The organism is Aeromonas veronii (assembly GCF_040215105.1).
Lineage (GTDB): Bacteria > Pseudomonadota > Gammaproteobacteria > Enterobacterales > Aeromonadaceae > Aeromonas > Aeromonas veronii_G.
In genome coordinates this window covers 2,712,741-2,728,623 of record NZ_CP157875.1, presented here as the reverse complement: position 1 = coordinate 2,728,623, position 15,883 = coordinate 2,712,741, and the positions used below count along the sequence as shown (strand labels likewise).

Sequence of the window (15,883 nt, the reverse complement as noted above, 5' to 3'; positions counted from 1 at the left end):
AAGAGGCAACCCGTATTCGGCTGCCGCTTGGCTGAAATAAAAGGGAATGTTAGGTACTGCCATTACTCTGTACCTCCCTCTAGCTTCTTCACTCTCGCTGTAAGCTCCTTGATGGCTTCTATGAGCAATGCTGTGAGCTGGTTATGGGAGACGCTAAGATAACCATCAGAATCTTCTCTAACAGCTTCTGGAAGCACTTGTTGAACATCCTGTGCCATAACTCCCGCCTCACGTTGTTCGTTCTTGGTGTAGACATAACCTGTTAGTCTCAGAACTTTGTCTAAAGCATTCTCAAGAACTACAACATCAGACTTCAATCTACGATCAGAAACTACTTGGAAGTTATTTGCTCTAATATCCATATCAGCACGTATACCACCGGTTGTATAAAAACTGTCAGCAACAGCGGCAGCTATGTGAACCTTCTTACCACCATAGGAACGGATCCAGTCAGTATCACTCATCATCCAGCCACCGCCGTAAGTCTCACTATACCAACCAGTGGCCCCCGTAGTTCTTAGCCATCCACCAGTAGTTAAAACATCATTGGAAGTTAAACGGCTAGATAAAGTTAGATTTGCTGAATCCTTGTCAAACTTCTTTGCAAGTTCAGTATCAACATAAGTAAGATCACTTTTTAATACTAAAGCTGCATTGATTTGAGAAGTTGATAGAGTACCAACATCAGTAGCAGTGGGTTTATTGGCTGATGTATAAACTTCTGCGGTGTTATGCAGAAGTTTGCCAGAGCTGTGCAATGTCAGTGGAGCGATGTTTGAGCCAACATTGATTGCACCAGTTGCAACAACACGATAAATCATTTGAGTGTTACCACGTGCACCAGTTTCACCAAGAGTTGAATAGAGGCCATGGTTTGCAGAGCTATCATAGAGATATATTGTCCTTCCATCACGACGAACACCATTCTTTGGTTCTGTATTATCACGTTCAATAAGTAGATCACCGTTATTATCACCAAGTTCACCCATTGTTGGCTTGAAACTAGTGTTATAAACCTTTGCACTTCCATTGTAGAAACCAGAGCCCTTAGTAAAGTTAGCAAGAGTAATGGTTTTTGTATTTCCTGATTCTTGACCGTTAACCTTGTATATTGATGTTCCAGCTTGAATATCTTTACCTGTGCACTCAATGTTAACACCAACAGGAACTTTTAAAGTTATAGGGAAAGCTCGAACCTCTACATAGAAAGCATACGTATTAACAGATTCAGATGGCCCATGGATAGAGTGGATTGCACGTTCTGCCATATCATATGCAGTGAATTGACCGGATGCGTATGAAGTATGATCACCCCATCCAGACGCACGAACAATTCCATCAAATGAACAGTTGTTCATTGGATAGCTTCCACTGTTGCCAGTAGTTGAGATATAAATCTCTGGATTGGTGTATGAGTATTGTCTAATCAAAACTGGGATATAGCCAGTTGTGGGAGAACCAGCCGGAAGATCTATTACTTGAACTTTAGAACCAGTACCGACTTTGATGATTTCAGAATCAACATAATCCTTTCGTGTTAATGCCTCTGGTATGTTCGCTTGTGCCACTGACAATACAGGGTTTTTGTTGAAGATAGTTACACCGTCTTGACGGGTGATCTTTAATGCAGAACCACGAAATGACCCATCATTGTTATAATAGAAAATGTTAAAATCAGAACCACCGTTAGTTGCATTTTCCGCCGTCGCATCACGGGAAATAATCCAACGCATAGAACCCTTATTCAAGAGTCTAACTTGGCTATCAAAACCATTCGAATCAATGGCAAGAATACCAGTTGTGGATTGGTTAGATATGACGATGTTTCCAGATAGAGCACCGCCAGATAGATTTAGTTTCTTACCTAGTTCAGTATTGATCTCAGCAGTTGTCAGAGTCCCAACATCAGATGCGGTAGGTTTATAAGAGGTGGTATAGATCTCAATCCAACTAGCCCATGATCCGTTCACATTCACACGGGTGAAGGTACGGGAAGGATTGCTATGGCTGTAGTAAGTCTGGGTGATCCAATAGCCAGATCCTGTACGTCCATCAGTACTGGAAACGAACATATGACCATAGCCGGGTTTATACCCATCAGTACCAACAGGGCCATTGGTTAGTACTGCCCCGCCTTGATAGTGACCTGGGAGAGTTGCTGTGTTTAGATCTGATACTGCCCCTCTGTTGTGCCAATAGGAGTTGTCGTTGAGGTTAACCCCGTTGAGTTCACCAAGAGTGGGCATGTTCCCACGATGCAGAATGTCATATCTAGAAGAACCCCAAACAACCTTTGGATTCTCACCCTGAGCCATGTTGAGGCGTAGGAGAGAGAGGGGAGTACCAAACCATCCAGACAACATTAGAGATTGGTCAGTGGCAGTTCTATCTGTCTTCCCTGCTTGGAGATATCCAGTACTGCCTGAGAACACCTGACGCATTCCATAACCAGCAGAATCTATTAGTTCTACACTGGAGCCAGTAGTGATCTTGCCTGTACTGGTTAGAGGGCCTTCCATTGTTTGTGGGCCTAGCTTGAGTACAGCTTTCCCAACTTCTGCTTTGGCTTCTGCTGCTGCTGCCTTTGCCTCAACGGCTGCGGCTTTTGCCTCGTTGTATGCAGTACTGCCGATGTTGGTATCTTCTACGACGATTACCTTGGTGGTCTTGCTCCCAATGCTTGCATATTCAGAGACAAGAACTTTAGTACTGTTCAATCCTTGTAAGTTTGAATATTCATTAACTATTACTTTGTATCCCATTTAAAAACCTCTTTTATTATTATGTGTTTGAGGTATTTATCTGGATAAAAGAAAAGGGACGTACCGAAGTACATCCCTTGATTGTTATTTATACTTGTTGCTTGTGAAGGCCCGTAGCATCTCAAGAATGATTGCAAGCCAATCTTTGGAGTTGAATGATACTTTCATCATGCAATGCCAAAGTAAGTTGCAGCACCAATTGCAGCGAACAGAACAAAGACAATTGCACCTTTAGCAATGACATGCATCTTTGACCCTAGTACTTTATCAATCGCACCTTTTAGGAAAACACCTATACCCATGATGGATACCTCTTTAGTAGTTATTATGAAGTATTTATTTAGTGGGGTAGTGTTGAGTTGAACCAGTTCTTAGAGTCTCCATTACACGACGAGCCCTGTTAGGTGTTTGCTTGAACCAAGTACTATCTAGTCCCTGACGATATGCCTCATTCCAATTACCAACTGCAATGGCTGCCCACATCCTCTTGAAGTTAGCAACACCGCGAACACCCATCTGGAATACCATATTCTGGATTGAACCCTTACGTTCAGAATCTAGACCCCTGTAAACCGCATAGAAAGAGCTAGATTCAATTCCTTGCTTAACTGCGGCTAAGTCCTTCTGGAAGAGATAGGATGCCTCAGATGCAGTTATACGCCCATCTGGGGCGATAGGTGATAGTAGTTCTCTAGATAGAATCTCAATGGCTCGTACTTTGGATATTGTATTGTCTCTCACAATCAGATGACCAATACCAACAGTCCAATATCCCTCTGTGTCTCTGTACATCTGCAACTTACAGCCCTCATCGTACTTAAGTTGTTCCTCAATTGTCTTACTCATTTTCATTACCTCATAAATATTCATATGCAAATATTTAGGGGTGCTATGAATAGTCAGAACAAATGGGGAATAGATGAATCAATAATCAGTAACTACATTGGATTCATCTACAAACTAACTAATACAAAAACTGGTGAGTGGTACATAGGTTCAAAGAACTTCTATTCACACAGAAAGGAAACAAAGAAGTCATCACCGAAGTACGGTAAGAAGGTAAAGAAAGAGAGTGATTGGAAGACCTACCAATCATCCTCTGTTGTCGTCTCTCAGTGGCCCTCAGAGGATGTTCTGTGTGAGGTGCTATATCTCTGCATGAGTAAGTATGAAATGGCTTACCGAGAGACGCAGGCACTCATGGAATGTGAGGCCCTGAGAGACAGGCTATCACTGAATGTGATGCTGGGAAGTAAGAGCATTGGGAGATGCCCTGAGTCATTCAAGATAAATTAATATGGATGGAATTTTAGTGCGTCATTAATGATCTCACATGTGCAATCAAAGCTTGGAGATAACTTATCAGAGTTATTTTTCTCAACAGTGCAAAGGACTCCATCCTTATACTGCTCAAAAAGTCCTGTCTCGGCATTTGGCATGAAGTCACCAAAGGTTATTTTTTGTCCATTACATGAGACAGTGACTGAGCCAGAGAGATATGCATCTTCATTTATATGTTCATTCATTTGGTTGTGAGAGTAGTACATTTTACTTTCCTTTTGTTGTTAATGTTTTTAGTTGCTGCTTGCAACTGCATTCATTATACAGTGAGTCAGAGGTGTATTGAATTTTGTTTTTGAGGGGCCTTTCAGTAGTGCTATGATGGGGTAACATTTGGGGCTGAGAGGGTTAGTGGATGAGTAGCTTTTCGGATATTAAAATTAATGGCCATGAATTAGAATGCTGGCAAAATAGTTATTATGAATGGTATTTCAAGAACGCAGATAGAATTCGGGAAATTCGTTCTTTTGTAGATGAAAGCGGTAATGACCGTTTTATTGGATATAGAGCAACTGCCCGTACTATTCGCCGTAGATTGCAACTCGATGGCCACACTTTAGAATCAGCAAAGCAAGACTTTGATCAAACGCGAGAAGTTTGGATCAATGATATGAGGGATTCACTAAATTATTATGAAATAACAAAAGGTGAGGGTTCAAGTAGTAGTGTAGAATTTTATGAGACAATAAAGAGACAGTTGGAGACGGTAAAGAACACCTCTTTTCAAGAGTGGACTGCGAAAATTATAGAGGGCCAATCCAAAAGGATTGAGTATCATAACTATAGTTTTAGCTATGAAGAAGTAGTAATTGAAAATGAACCGCTGCTTTCATTGATGCTGTCGCCTCTATTTGGAGTGACTGATAATAACATGGGTTTCAAGGGCTCTCTTTTCCCTTGTATGGAACTAGAGTCATTTGCAATTGTGCTTCTTGATATGTGTAAAGATGATGATATCTGTGAATTGGATATCACGGATATAGTTGATGGTGGGTGGGTAGACGATTTTGAGGACATTGAGCAAATTCAAGATGGTAAGACATATTTCTATAAGATATTTGAAAACTCATTGATTGAGCTGACTGATATAAATCTCGATGAATCAACACCAGTTCTTCAACGGATGATCTTCTCTAGTGTGATAACTGCAATGGAAGCATATCTATCAGACACTCTAAAGAAGAATGTACTAAACAGAGATGCAATCAAGAAACGATTCGTTAAGAACAGTGAACATTTAAAGAACAGTGGAAAGATATTTCTTAATGATATATTTGATGAGTTAGGTAAGTTAGATGAAAAGATAATTGGTGAGATTGATAAGATATCTTTTCATAACGTAGGTACAGTAATAAATCTTTACAAAAATGTTCTATTATGTAATTTCCCTAATGATAAGAAAGCACAGCTAAGTAAGAGTGTTGAAATTCGTCATGACATAGTACATAGGAATGGTAAAACCACTGATGGTTCAATTATTCACATTGCTAAAGAGGATGTAGAAAATCTAATAATGTTAGTAAGTGATGTAGTAAGTCACATAGACAAACAGATACTAGATGGACTTTTATATACTGGAAATGAATGAACTGCTGTATTAGTATAATATAAAGGAAGCCAGTTAAAGTTTATACTGGCTTCGTTATCGTAAATATTCAATATATCTTTCGTATCTTCAGTGGTAATGCTTTTACAATTTCTCTTAGCATTTCTAAATCTGTACTAGGTTGTTTCCATACGAACGGACGAAGGAGCGGAGGAACTTCAACATCACCAAGTGTGATGGTTATTATTTGAAAGTCATCTTTTTTGGCTCTCTTTTCTTCAATGGCGTAATCAATCTCTGACTCTATGTAGTGCTCATCTTTAAACTCTGGTGTGACAAAAAAGACAACAGCACAAGACTCACTAAAGCCTTTTCTAATAGCTCTTTCAAGTTTATCCCCTGCACTCATGGCATCTTCATCCAGCCATGGATGAAAACCAAGAAGCTCCAATGTCTTCTTAACATCTCTAACTAGCTCTTTGTTCTCACTCTTATGGCTTAAAAAAATCTTTATAGGTTTTATGTTCATAGCGGCTTCATGTTTCTTCAGCAACTGTTCCAGTTCATCATTAAACGAGATAGATGAAGACATAAAGATAACCCCATCTTTATCATTCAGCTCATAATAGGTTTCTAATCGTTCTCTTACTATATCTTTATTTGTCTCATTGATACTATCAAATCCAATAATGTGATGTGGTAATTCACCTAGACCTGCTATCCGAAAGACCATTTGTGAGTTAGTTTTATGCTTAAAGATATCAATTCTACAACCATTATAAGAGGCTGGTTGTACGTTTATATTACCACTCAATAATGGCCAATGATTTATCAGTTTAGAGTGATGTTTAGTGACTAATGCTTTATAACTATTTATTATTGCTTGAAAATATGGGTCTATCATAATCCTACCTATTGTTTTTGAAAAAAGAGCTAATGAATCCCGCTCTTAAATTATTATGATAATCAATCAATAATATTTTTTCTATAAAAATCATTAGAAAAAATGATTTGGTGAAATTTTAGGCTAAGTTGTCAGTCATTATACTTATATGAAATATAAATATATATGGGTGATTTAACATCGAATCTATAAATGGGGGGGGTATCTTCGGCGATCTTCGCCAATATGATACCCAACTCGTCCCACTTTGTACGCCAATTTAATTTATAAACTTTTTCCCGCCATTGACTGAATCACTAAATCACCGCAGTAAACGCCTCCAGGAGCTCCAGTACTAACACCAGAACAAAACGTAAATTACCCCACACGAAAATCATACGAACGCACAGAGAGCGTTACAGAGCGTTTGGTGAGGCATTAGAGAACAACAAGAATTACAGCAATGAAGAAGAAGTGCCTACACAAGACTTGTACGAACATTATCCCATACAAAGATAGATACTGTTCTGAACACATAACAAGAAACAGAACACAACAACCGCTAGAGAAGTTCCCAGAAGAACACAAGTTCTACAACTCCAAAGCTTGGAGAGACTTGTCTAAGCGAACCCGCGAGAAGTATCCCATCTGTCAGAAGTGCAATCACAACCTTTCCGCAGTAGTGGATCACATCTACGAAATCCGATACCCCAACGGGATGAAGTACAACTTACATCCTCATAATGTCATGGCTTTGTGTCATGGCTGTCATAACGTAAAGACGAACGAGGTAGCGAAAACCATAAAACTAATTGGAGATAAAATTGAACTTACTAGAAAAACTTTCCAGTACCTCAAAGGGTATTTGGTTACACATCAACAATTGGATCTCATTGAGAAAATCCAAGATAAGCACGAACAAGAAGAAGAGAGCAGAAGCCAAGGCAGCAGCGAAGATCCAGAAATACAATAAATCTGTCTATTTCACTATGTCTGTATCAAAGGACTCCAATCACATTGTTGTACTTGATAATCAAGCCTATCGTCTTTTCATCACCGAAGAATCAATAGATTGCCTTGATGGTAAGGGCCATGCAGTACAAGATCAAGAATTACTGATACGGATACTGCGAGAGGTTAAGACTAATGGCGTATTCTAACAGTAAAGCGGAAAAGGCATTACTCGCAAAGATCCATAAATCAGGCTCTATAAAAATCAATAAAATTGAAGATGCTCTAGTTGAACTGATTGAGTCTCAAAGAACCATAAACTACACAGACATGATCCTAGTACAGCAACTAGCGGCACAACTCTATGTTAACCAAGAGTGTCTGAAAGATATCATCACTAATGGTTCAACTATTGAAACCACAAGTAGGGGTGAGCAAGTCATTAAGGAAAATCCGAATAGTCGGAACTTTCAGACTAGTTCAACTCAAATACAAAAACTATTCAAACAACTGGGGTTAGATCCAATCCCTGTTGAAAGTACAGAAGATGAAGACACATCTGTTGATGATGCCTTTAAACAAATCAGGAAATAAGCATGGAGTAGTGATTACAGGAAGTAATAGAAGTGAATGACCATAACAATAAAAAATATAGAGACTATCCAACTAAGTTAGAGGATATGAACTTTAAGACAGAGTTCTATCACCAAGGATGGGAAAGTGCATTTCAGTATGTCTATGATGTTCTAAACGGAATCAGGAATGCCAGTAAATCAGAAAAAGAATTCTGCCAACGATTTATCGATGATCTTCAAAGAGAAGACCTAAAACTAAACCTAACCATTTATAACTTTGTGGTGGTGGTTGCAAACAGTCTCAAACATACCAAAGGCCCAATTGGTGGTAAGCCTATTCTTCTAATGCCATGGCAGCACTTTGTCTTACTCAATCTTTTCTGTTGGTACTACAACGATAATGCCCATGAACAGTTACGAGGGTTGAGACGTTTTACAAAGGCTTTTGTGTTCCTTCCCCGAGGTAATGCTAAAACTCAGTTGGCGGCGATTGTTTCTATATGTTCATTGTTACTGACTGAAAACAAGAACCCAGTAGTTACAACTTCTGCCAGTTCCAGAAAGCAAGCCACTATCTGTTTTGATGAGATCAAAGGGCAGATTAAAAGTAGTACTAAAGCTATAAAATCAAAATTCAGCATTAGAGCAAATGACATAGTACTGAAAGTGGGTGGCTCAATCTTCCCAACTTCATCAGAGGCTGATTCCCTTGATGGTCACAGGATTACCACAGCAGTACTTGATGAAGTACATGCCCATAAGAATCGAGACGTTCACGATGCAATTGCATCCTCTCAGAGTAGTTCTAAAGACCCGATCCTATTCATGATCACTACTGCTGGGACTAACGTTAGAAGTTTCTGTAAAGAGATGTACGACTATAGCAAGGGTTTGCTATTCGATGAGTACCAGAATGATCAGTTCCTCTCGATTGTGTATGAGAGCGATATTGAACAACACGATTCCACAGATGGCTTTGAGCAGGCCAACCCCAGCCTAGGCCATGCCGTATCACTGCAATCCCTTCGCTCTAAGGCTCAAGAGGCTGGCATGAGCGAGGCGGCCATGAGTGCCTTCGCAACGAAACACCTCAACAGATGGTACAGCTACGCAGAGAACGGCCTGATCTCTCAGTCCCTCATTGATACCGCATTCCAAGGGCCATTCCCGAACGATGTAGAGCTTTCCACAATGAAGGCGTACATGGGGTGTGATATAGGGGCCACAAGCGACTTAACAAGCCTTGTGAGCGTATTCGTTGGCTCAGACGGCACACTCTATGCCAAGTCCAAGAACTTCATCCCAGAGGCCGCCTATGATGCCTTGCCCAGCAATTACACCGCCCTCTACACCGAGGCCATTAACAGTGGTTCCCTGTTCCTGGCTGGTGAGCTAGTCACTGACCTGGAAGAGGTGGCCGACAACCTGAATCACATGAAGGACACCTTCAAACCCAAAGAGATTGGCATAGACGGGGCGGCGGGCGGTCTCCGATTCGCAGAACAGTTCAGGGCTAAGTACAGAAAAGAGCTATCAGCCGTCCCCCAAGGGTTCGGCCTATCCAGTGCGGCAATCACCTTCATTCGTTTGATGGCAGAGGGGAAGATCAAGTTCAGTCCAAATGACACCCTAATGAAGTGGTGTATCGAAAATGCCCGTGTACGAGAAGGACAGCAAGGGGACATTGCAGTAATCAAAAGCAGCAATCACAACTTAAAGATCGATGCATGTATTGCATTGCTAATTGCACTAACACTAATCCCAGTAGTTGAGAAACAAGTACAAGTCAGAACCCTGTAACACATAAATACAAAAACAATATAGTTACAAGGATAATTAAATGTTTAATAGACCAAGAAAAACAAAAGGGTTCTATCCTAGTTCTAGTGGTGCTCCATTTCAGTTAGATATTCCAAACTGGATCCAAAACAATGAGATACTAAATGAGCCAACAGTTTTAGCTTGTTTAAGATTGATTAGTGGTTCCATTACCTCAATGCCAATCACGGCAAAAACAAGAAATGGTGAGTACTTCGACCGATACAGTAATGTACCAATTCCCCCAGAATTGAAGCTCGTACTAATTTCTCCAAACGATAATGAAACCATCATTCAGTTCTTGAGTAATGTAGTAGGGCAGTTAGTACTATATAACGAGTGCTTCATTCAAGTTCGAAAAGGTGGCATTGGTACTACAGGGACAATCAAAAGTTTTGAATGCATAGAGCATGGACAAGTACAGCGAGTAAAGGATACATCTGGAAAATGGAAATACTATGGTACTGATAACTCCAATCAGGTAGTGATAGATTCAGAGATCCACTATCTCACCACAACTAGGTTTGGATTTGAAACCCTTAGAACCCTAGATAGAGCTAAACAAGTCATTGAACTGGCAAACAACAGTATCAATCACGCCAAGGAATATTACAGTACTGCACCCCGCAATAGTGGATGGTTCACTTCTGAACAACAGTTAGATGATGAACAGTACAACCGACTCAAAGAACAGATAAATATTCAATCCCAGCAAACAGGTTATGGACTGATTGAGGGGGTTACATACTCCCAAAACTCCTATTCATTTAAAGATGCAATGTCAGCAGAGACACGCAAACAAACCACAATGGATATCTGTTCTATTATGGGGGTGCATCCTGCATTGCTTGGTTTGGATTGGGCCGCTGGTAATAGCCTAGATGAAATCCGTTCTGTGTTCCTAAGTACAACAGTGAATCCCATCGTTCTAGCCATTGAAGAGTTTTATAACAATCTTCTTCTAGATAAGAGTATTGAAGTTGATCTAGATGAGTCTGGATTACTCAATGCTAGTTACATCGAGAGAAGTAAATTAGCAATGGAACAATACAAGCTAGGTTTACTCTCCAAGAATGAAGCCCGTGTAGATCTTCCAGAACTAAAAGAGGGTGGTGATCAGTTCGTTGTTGATTCCAATAACCTAACAATGGGAACCCTAAATAACAATAATTAATAACAAGAAGAGGTTATACAAAACCCATGAAAGTAAAGTTAATGAGGGCGGTTAAGTCCTATGAACTTAAAGATGAAGAACTAGGTAGTTTTACTTGTTATGGTTCAAAATTTGATGTTGTAGATCAGGCCAATGAAGTAGTGGTTAAAGGGGCATTCACTGAATCTCTCGAACGCCACCAAGAACTAGGCACAATGCCTATCTTCTTATGGAACCACGATGATGATGAAATCCTAGGTAAGTGGATTAGTGCAGAAGAAGACGAAGTAGGTTTAAAGCTTACTGGTCAATTCAATCTAAACACTGCCGAAGGTAAACGCAGATATGAAGAACTTAAGCACGGTGATCTAAATGGGTTCAGTATTGGGTACTGGATTAGTCTAGAAGATACCGAAACAATCGATGGTGTTACCTATCTAAAGAGAGTACAGCTTAACGAAGTCTCTCTAGTTCCCTTCCCATGTAATGAACTTGCCCAAGTTCTAGAAGTTAAATCAGTAAACACCGACGAAGAAGAAGTACAGGTTCAGGAAGAACCTAAGTACATCCCTCTTTTCAAACGTTCTGATGTTGAAGCTTTTGCAAAGCGTCTAAAAGGTATTGCCAATAAAAACAATAAATAAAAATAACTAAAACATAATAATAATAAGGAAATTTTTGATTATGTCTAAATCTCTAAAGGCTATGTTAGCCGCTAAGAAAAACGCTGTTAAAGCTGATGAAGTTGTTCAGGATGAAGTACTAAGTACCGTTGTTGATGCTGTTGAGGAAATGCAAACTTCCGTTTCTGAATCTGCCGCTATCGTTGAACGTGCTGCCGAAGTAATCGCAGAACTAGAATCCAAAGTACAAGCACAAGACGCAGAACTAAAAGCTCTAAAAGAAGCTTCTGTAGAAGATGAAGATGAAGTTCAAGCCGAAGCTAAATCTATCACTAAGATTATCCGTGAAGCCGTTGCAGGTAAGAAAAATGTTCCTCTTATTGTTGAAGGTAAAATTCAAGGTATCAAATCCTCAGATGGTAAAGTAGCTGGTGCTATCATCCCTGAATTCTCCAAACAGATTGTTGAACGCATTGTAGAAACCTCAACCCTAGTTAGTCTATTTGATGCAATGCCAGTGGGTAATACTGAATTCCAACTTCCAGTTAGTACCGGAAGCACTGGTGCCCAGCTAGGTACAGCTTACACTGTTGGTAATGGTGATATTGCTTGGAACAAAGGTTCTTTCTGTGTTGGTACTGCTAAACCTGTTCTATCTGACAACCAAATCAATGATGCATTCTTCCCTGTAGTTCCATGGGTTCAGAAACAAATCTCTGATGACTTTGGTACTCTCTTTGCTCAACAAGTAATTGCTGGTAATGGTACTGGTGAGGAAATGGAAGGTTTCTTACACTTCTTCGATAAGACCAAAACAACCGATGTTGCCCGTGGCACTAAGTTCTTTGGCGTTGTTGATCTAAGTGCAGAGGTTGATTATGACCGTTACGCACTAATGGATAAGCTAAATGAAATGGTTCTAGACCTACCAACTAAATTCAAGGCTGGTGCTTCTTGGGTTATGAACCGTAAGAACTATCTAGCTATCGCTACTCTACGCGATGAAAACGGCCAGCCACTAATGCAACGTTCAGCCCAAGACGCTAACGTAATGGCTCTTCATGGTTATCCTGTAGTTCTAGATTTACTACTCCCAGAAGATGCACCAGTACTATTTGGTGACTATAAAGAGGCGTTTGCACTACTAACCCTAGCCAATTCTCTAACCCTAAAAGTGAACGAATGGCAAATTGATGGTCATACATCTTTCCCAAGCCAATTCCGTGCGGGGGGTGTTGTTAAGTCCAACAAGGCTGTTATCGGTCTAGCTATGCCAACTTCTATCAAGAAAGCTGCTTGAGGTAGTACCGCTGTAGAGCCAGTACAGTTAAAAACTACTGCGAGAAAGCGAAGTACTAAATAACTAAAATAAAAAGAAGTTCAATCAATAGCAAAGTTCAATAAGAATTATAATAAAGAAACTTGAACACACTTTTTAGAGCACTACCTTTCGGGGTGGTGCTCTTTTTTTGTCTCTAATAAATACAGATAATAACAATAATAGGAATTGCATATGATCGAATACATAATTGAATTTAGAGATGACTCGTTAATCGATGTTCTTATATCAAACGAACTTCTAAGAGAACATCTAATACTAATTGATGATGAATCAGAACTGTTGGGACTCTATAAAGAAGCTGCAATAGCAAGTGCTGAGAGGTTCATGAACCGTCCACTACTAAAATCAAAAATCATCCTCAGTACTGATACCCCAAACTTTAGAATCCCGTATGGTGGGTACTTAATTAACAGTGCAGTTGATGCCAGTAACAATCCAGTACAATACAAACTTGATAGAGTTTCTAAGAAGGTACAAATCCAAGGTGCTCCAACCTTCCCAGTACAGTTTGAGATTCAGTGTGATTTCAATGCCAGTGGGAACAATGATGTTCCTCAATCGATAGTACTTGGACTATGTATGTACGTAGCTACGATGTTCCAGAACAGAGAGTCCATAGTACTTGGTATCAGTGCAACAGAAATACCCCTCAACCATCAGGCTATCTTTAAGCAGTACCGCTTGCCCAATAATGCAGGGGGTATCTGATGAATACAGGAAACATGCGAAATAGTGTAAAGGTATATCATCTTGTTCAAACACAAAATGAAGTAGGGGAGTTTCAAAACACCAAAGAACTGTTTGTAGAAATGAAAGCAGAAGTGCAATTTGAAAAAGTACAGGATTCTGGTTCTAAGTTTGACAAAGCTTGGGCAAACAGATTGGTGATTAAAACTCGCTATAGTAAATCCCTGACCCCGTTGATCGATTCTTGTAGTGGGTTCGTGATGGAGTTTCAAAACAAGACATACAAAATAGTTAGTTATGAATCTTGGAATATGGTTCAAAAGTTCATTACCTTCTACGTAGAGAAGGATTAACTATGGCAAGAGATAGTAAACATATAAAAGGTTTAGACAATCTAAACAAACTTCTCGACTCCCTTACAGATCCAAAGTTCAGAGCCCGAGCCCTACGTAATGCCGCCAAACAAACCTTAGCCCCAGTGAAAGAAGCAGTACAAGCAGCAGCCCCCGCAATGCTAAAGGATGATGTAGTAATTAAAACTACTGTAAATACTAATAAGAAGATCAAGATCCCCAAGAGTGGTTACATCCCTGATAAGAAGTACAACGAACTTTATGCAGAAGTCACCTTTGATATGAAGAAGGGAAAGTACGGCACTGAAAGTGCATACGGTATGGCAATGATCCTGGAACTGGGTAGGCGTAACCCGCTCGCCCGTGCAGGTAAAGGGAAAGGCTTCAAGGTGTTTGGTAAGGTAACGGATGAAGCATTCCGGTACATAGGAACAACTAAGGGTTTGTACTTTGTTGAACGTATTCGACACCAACAAGAACAGGCTATGGAAGAGAACTTTAAGAAGTTCCTACTTCAAGAGATTGAGAGCGAGATAAGGAAGCAAGATAAGAGGAATAGTAAGAAGTGAGTATAGAATCAGAACTAATGGGGGTTCTTAAAAAATACAAGCAAGGTAATATCACAGTATATCCATTTGAAGTTCCAGATAGTGATAAAGCCAAAGAGGCCATTGCATTTGAACATCTAAGTTCAAGAGTTGATACCCGCTATTACAACAAAGATAAGGAAGTAAGGAATACTCTTTTTCATGTTGTGAGGGTTTGCTCTAGCTATCTAGAACTATGTGATGATAGTGCTTTCGAATCCCTCTTAAATAAATACATTGGGGGTTCAGTATTGAACATTAAGATCACAGATACATCAGATCATAAACTACAAAATTGTTTTGAACGGTTATACAAAATTGAGATTACCCATGTAGTGAACTTCCAATAAATAAAATAACTATAACAATAAAATAATAATAAGGAAATTTATATGTCTGCAATTCCAGATATTAACATTGGTCTTTATATCGATCTAGAGATTGATGGTGTTGTCGTGACTGACATTCAAACTATCACGGGCGGAACCATCACAGCAAACATCGTGGAAGTTCAACATTACAATGAGCCCGAGAAGCGGAAACTTGTTGCGGGTAAGAGTGTTGATCCCTATGAGATCGTTTGTTCTTACGTTCCTGCATCTGCTTCATACAAAGCTCTAGCTCTACTTGCAAAGAACAGCAAAAAAGTTGTGTGTGAGCTAACCCTTAAAGGTGGTGCTGATACCGCAAGTGGTAGTCAGGTTTTAACTTTCACTGGTATCGTTTCTAGTAAGAGTATTTCAACAGAGGCTGAAGCTGTTCGTACTGTTACATATACATTGGTTGTTGATGGTGGCATTACCGAGACTGATGGTGTTTAAGTAAGTCAATAATACGTTTAGGCAGTGGGTGAAAACCTGCTGCCTTTTTTATTTCCATTAAATACTGTATCTATAATAATAACAAGGATTATAAAAATGAATTTTTTGGATAAGTACGGATTGAAACCTTATAAACTAACCATTGAATTGGATGGTAAAGAACATAAATTCTATGCAAAACATATCTCATACAATCTTGCATCTGCCCTTAGTACACAGTATCTAGAGGGTATTCGTGAACTTGCAATAATCAAGTATTGCCTATGTGAAGAAAATGGGAAAATGGTTTTTGATGAAATGACAGAGCTAGCCGAAGTGGGAGACAAGATTAGTTATGAACTTATCATCCTCATTGCAACAAAGATTGCCGAGATTAGTGGCCCACAGAAGCGAGTCGAAAACATAAAAAAAAAGCAAGAAGACTGATTAATGATCATGATG

General features: G+C 39.7%; 18 protein-coding genes. 13 read left to right on the top strand and 5 right to left on the bottom strand.

The features are described 5' to 3' along the window. Positions 1 to 62: 62 nt before the first annotated feature. From ABNP46_RS12630 to ABNP46_RS12620, 3 genes are all read right to left on the bottom strand, one after another. Positions 63 to 2,762 carry a tail fiber domain-containing protein gene (locus ABNP46_RS12630; RefSeq protein WP_349918216.1) on the bottom strand — a complete coding sequence of 900 codons (2,700 nt, stop codon included), beginning with the start codon at positions 2,760 to 2,762 and terminating at the stop codon, positions 63 to 65. A 167-nt stretch (positions 2,763 to 2,929) separates the two neighbouring features. Continuing rightward, entirely contained in the window at positions 2,930 to 3,064 is a 135-nt protein-coding gene (locus ABNP46_RS12625) for a hypothetical protein (protein WP_349918214.1), read from the bottom strand. A gap of 34 nt (positions 3,065 to 3,098) precedes the next feature. Beyond that, on the bottom strand, positions 3,099 to 3,608 hold the full coding sequence (locus tag ABNP46_RS12620) for a glycoside hydrolase family protein (RefSeq protein ID WP_349918213.1): 510 nt from the start codon (positions 3,606 to 3,608) through the stop codon (positions 3,099 to 3,101). Positions 3,609 to 3,653: 45 nt separating this feature from the next. On the opposite strand from ABNP46_RS12620, the gene ABNP46_RS12615 reads away from it, so the two are divergent. After that, entirely contained in the window at positions 3,654 to 4,058 is a 405-nt protein-coding gene (locus ABNP46_RS12615) for a hypothetical protein (protein WP_349918212.1), read from the top strand. Here ABNP46_RS12615 and ABNP46_RS12610 read toward each other — a convergent pair. Further along, positions 4,055 to 4,309, bottom strand: a complete 255-nt coding sequence (locus ABNP46_RS12610; RefSeq protein WP_349918211.1) for a hypothetical protein — start codon at positions 4,307 to 4,309, stop codon at positions 4,055 to 4,057. The genes ABNP46_RS12615 and ABNP46_RS12610 overlap by 4 nt on opposite strands. A gap of 149 nt (positions 4,310 to 4,458) precedes the next feature. On the opposite strand from ABNP46_RS12610, the gene ABNP46_RS12605 reads away from it, so the two are divergent. Then, the gene (locus ABNP46_RS12605; protein ID WP_349918210.1) at positions 4,459 to 5,691 is read left to right on the top strand and encodes a HEPN/Toprim-associated domain-containing protein; all 1,233 of its coding nucleotides are present in this window, start codon (positions 4,459 to 4,461) and stop codon (positions 5,689 to 5,691) included. Positions 5,692 to 5,758: 67 nt separating this feature from the next. Here the strand turns inward: ABNP46_RS12605 and ABNP46_RS12600 are convergent, their stop codons facing one another. Continuing rightward, positions 5,759 to 6,553 (bottom strand): toll/interleukin-1 receptor domain-containing protein, encoded by a 795-nt coding sequence (locus ABNP46_RS12600; RefSeq protein WP_349918209.1) that lies wholly within the window; start codon positions 6,551 to 6,553, stop codon positions 5,759 to 5,761. 1,125 nt (positions 6,554 to 7,678) lie between these two features. Between ABNP46_RS12600 and ABNP46_RS12595 the strand changes: the two genes are divergently transcribed. From ABNP46_RS12595 to ABNP46_RS12545, 11 genes are all read left to right on the top strand, one after another. Further along, positions 7,679 to 8,077: a P27 family phage terminase small subunit gene (locus ABNP46_RS12595; protein ID WP_349918207.1), complete on the top strand. Its 399-nt coding sequence runs from the start codon at positions 7,679 to 7,681 to the stop codon at positions 8,075 to 8,077. A 32-nt stretch (positions 8,078 to 8,109) separates the two neighbouring features. Continuing rightward, entirely contained in the window at positions 8,110 to 9,858 is a 1,749-nt protein-coding gene (locus tag ABNP46_RS12590) for a terminase large subunit (RefSeq protein WP_349918206.1), read from the top strand. A gap of 40 nt (positions 9,859 to 9,898) precedes the next feature. After that, the gene (locus ABNP46_RS12585; protein WP_349918204.1) at positions 9,899 to 11,050 is read left to right on the top strand and encodes a phage portal protein; all 1,152 of its coding nucleotides are present in this window, start codon (positions 9,899 to 9,901) and stop codon (positions 11,048 to 11,050) included. A gap of 26 nt (positions 11,051 to 11,076) precedes the next feature. Continuing rightward, the gene (locus ABNP46_RS12580) at positions 11,077 to 11,673 is read left to right on the top strand and encodes an HK97 family phage prohead protease (RefSeq protein ID WP_349918202.1); all 597 of its coding nucleotides are present in this window, start codon (positions 11,077 to 11,079) and stop codon (positions 11,671 to 11,673) included. A gap of 40 nt (positions 11,674 to 11,713) precedes the next feature. Next, positions 11,714 to 12,952: a phage major capsid protein gene (locus ABNP46_RS12575; protein ID WP_349918201.1), complete on the top strand. Its 1,239-nt coding sequence runs from the start codon at positions 11,714 to 11,716 to the stop codon at positions 12,950 to 12,952. A gap of 213 nt (positions 12,953 to 13,165) precedes the next feature. After that, positions 13,166 to 13,702, top strand: coding sequence for a hypothetical protein (locus ABNP46_RS12570; protein ID WP_349918199.1), 537 nt, complete (start codon positions 13,166 to 13,168; stop codon positions 13,700 to 13,702). After that, positions 13,702 to 14,034, top strand: a complete 333-nt coding sequence (locus ABNP46_RS12565; RefSeq protein WP_349918198.1) for a phage head completion protein — start codon at positions 13,702 to 13,704, stop codon at positions 14,032 to 14,034. Before ABNP46_RS12570 ends, ABNP46_RS12565 begins: the two co-directional genes overlap by 1 nt. Before the next feature lie 2 nt (positions 14,035 to 14,036). Next, the gene (locus ABNP46_RS12560; protein WP_349918196.1) at positions 14,037 to 14,603 is read left to right on the top strand and encodes a hypothetical protein; all 567 of its coding nucleotides are present in this window, start codon (positions 14,037 to 14,039) and stop codon (positions 14,601 to 14,603) included. Continuing rightward, positions 14,600 to 14,971, top strand: coding sequence for a hypothetical protein (locus tag ABNP46_RS12555; RefSeq protein WP_349918195.1), 372 nt, complete (start codon positions 14,600 to 14,602; stop codon positions 14,969 to 14,971). The genes ABNP46_RS12560 and ABNP46_RS12555 overlap by 4 nt, the downstream gene beginning before the upstream one ends. Positions 14,972 to 15,013: 42 nt before the next feature. Then, on the top strand, positions 15,014 to 15,442 hold the full coding sequence (locus ABNP46_RS12550) for a hypothetical protein (RefSeq protein ID WP_349918193.1): 429 nt from the start codon (positions 15,014 to 15,016) through the stop codon (positions 15,440 to 15,442). 96 nt (positions 15,443 to 15,538) lie between these two features. Further along, positions 15,539 to 15,868, top strand: coding sequence for a hypothetical protein (locus ABNP46_RS12545; protein WP_349918192.1), 330 nt, complete (start codon positions 15,539 to 15,541; stop codon positions 15,866 to 15,868). The last annotated feature ends 15 nt before the right edge of the window (positions 15,869 to 15,883 follow it).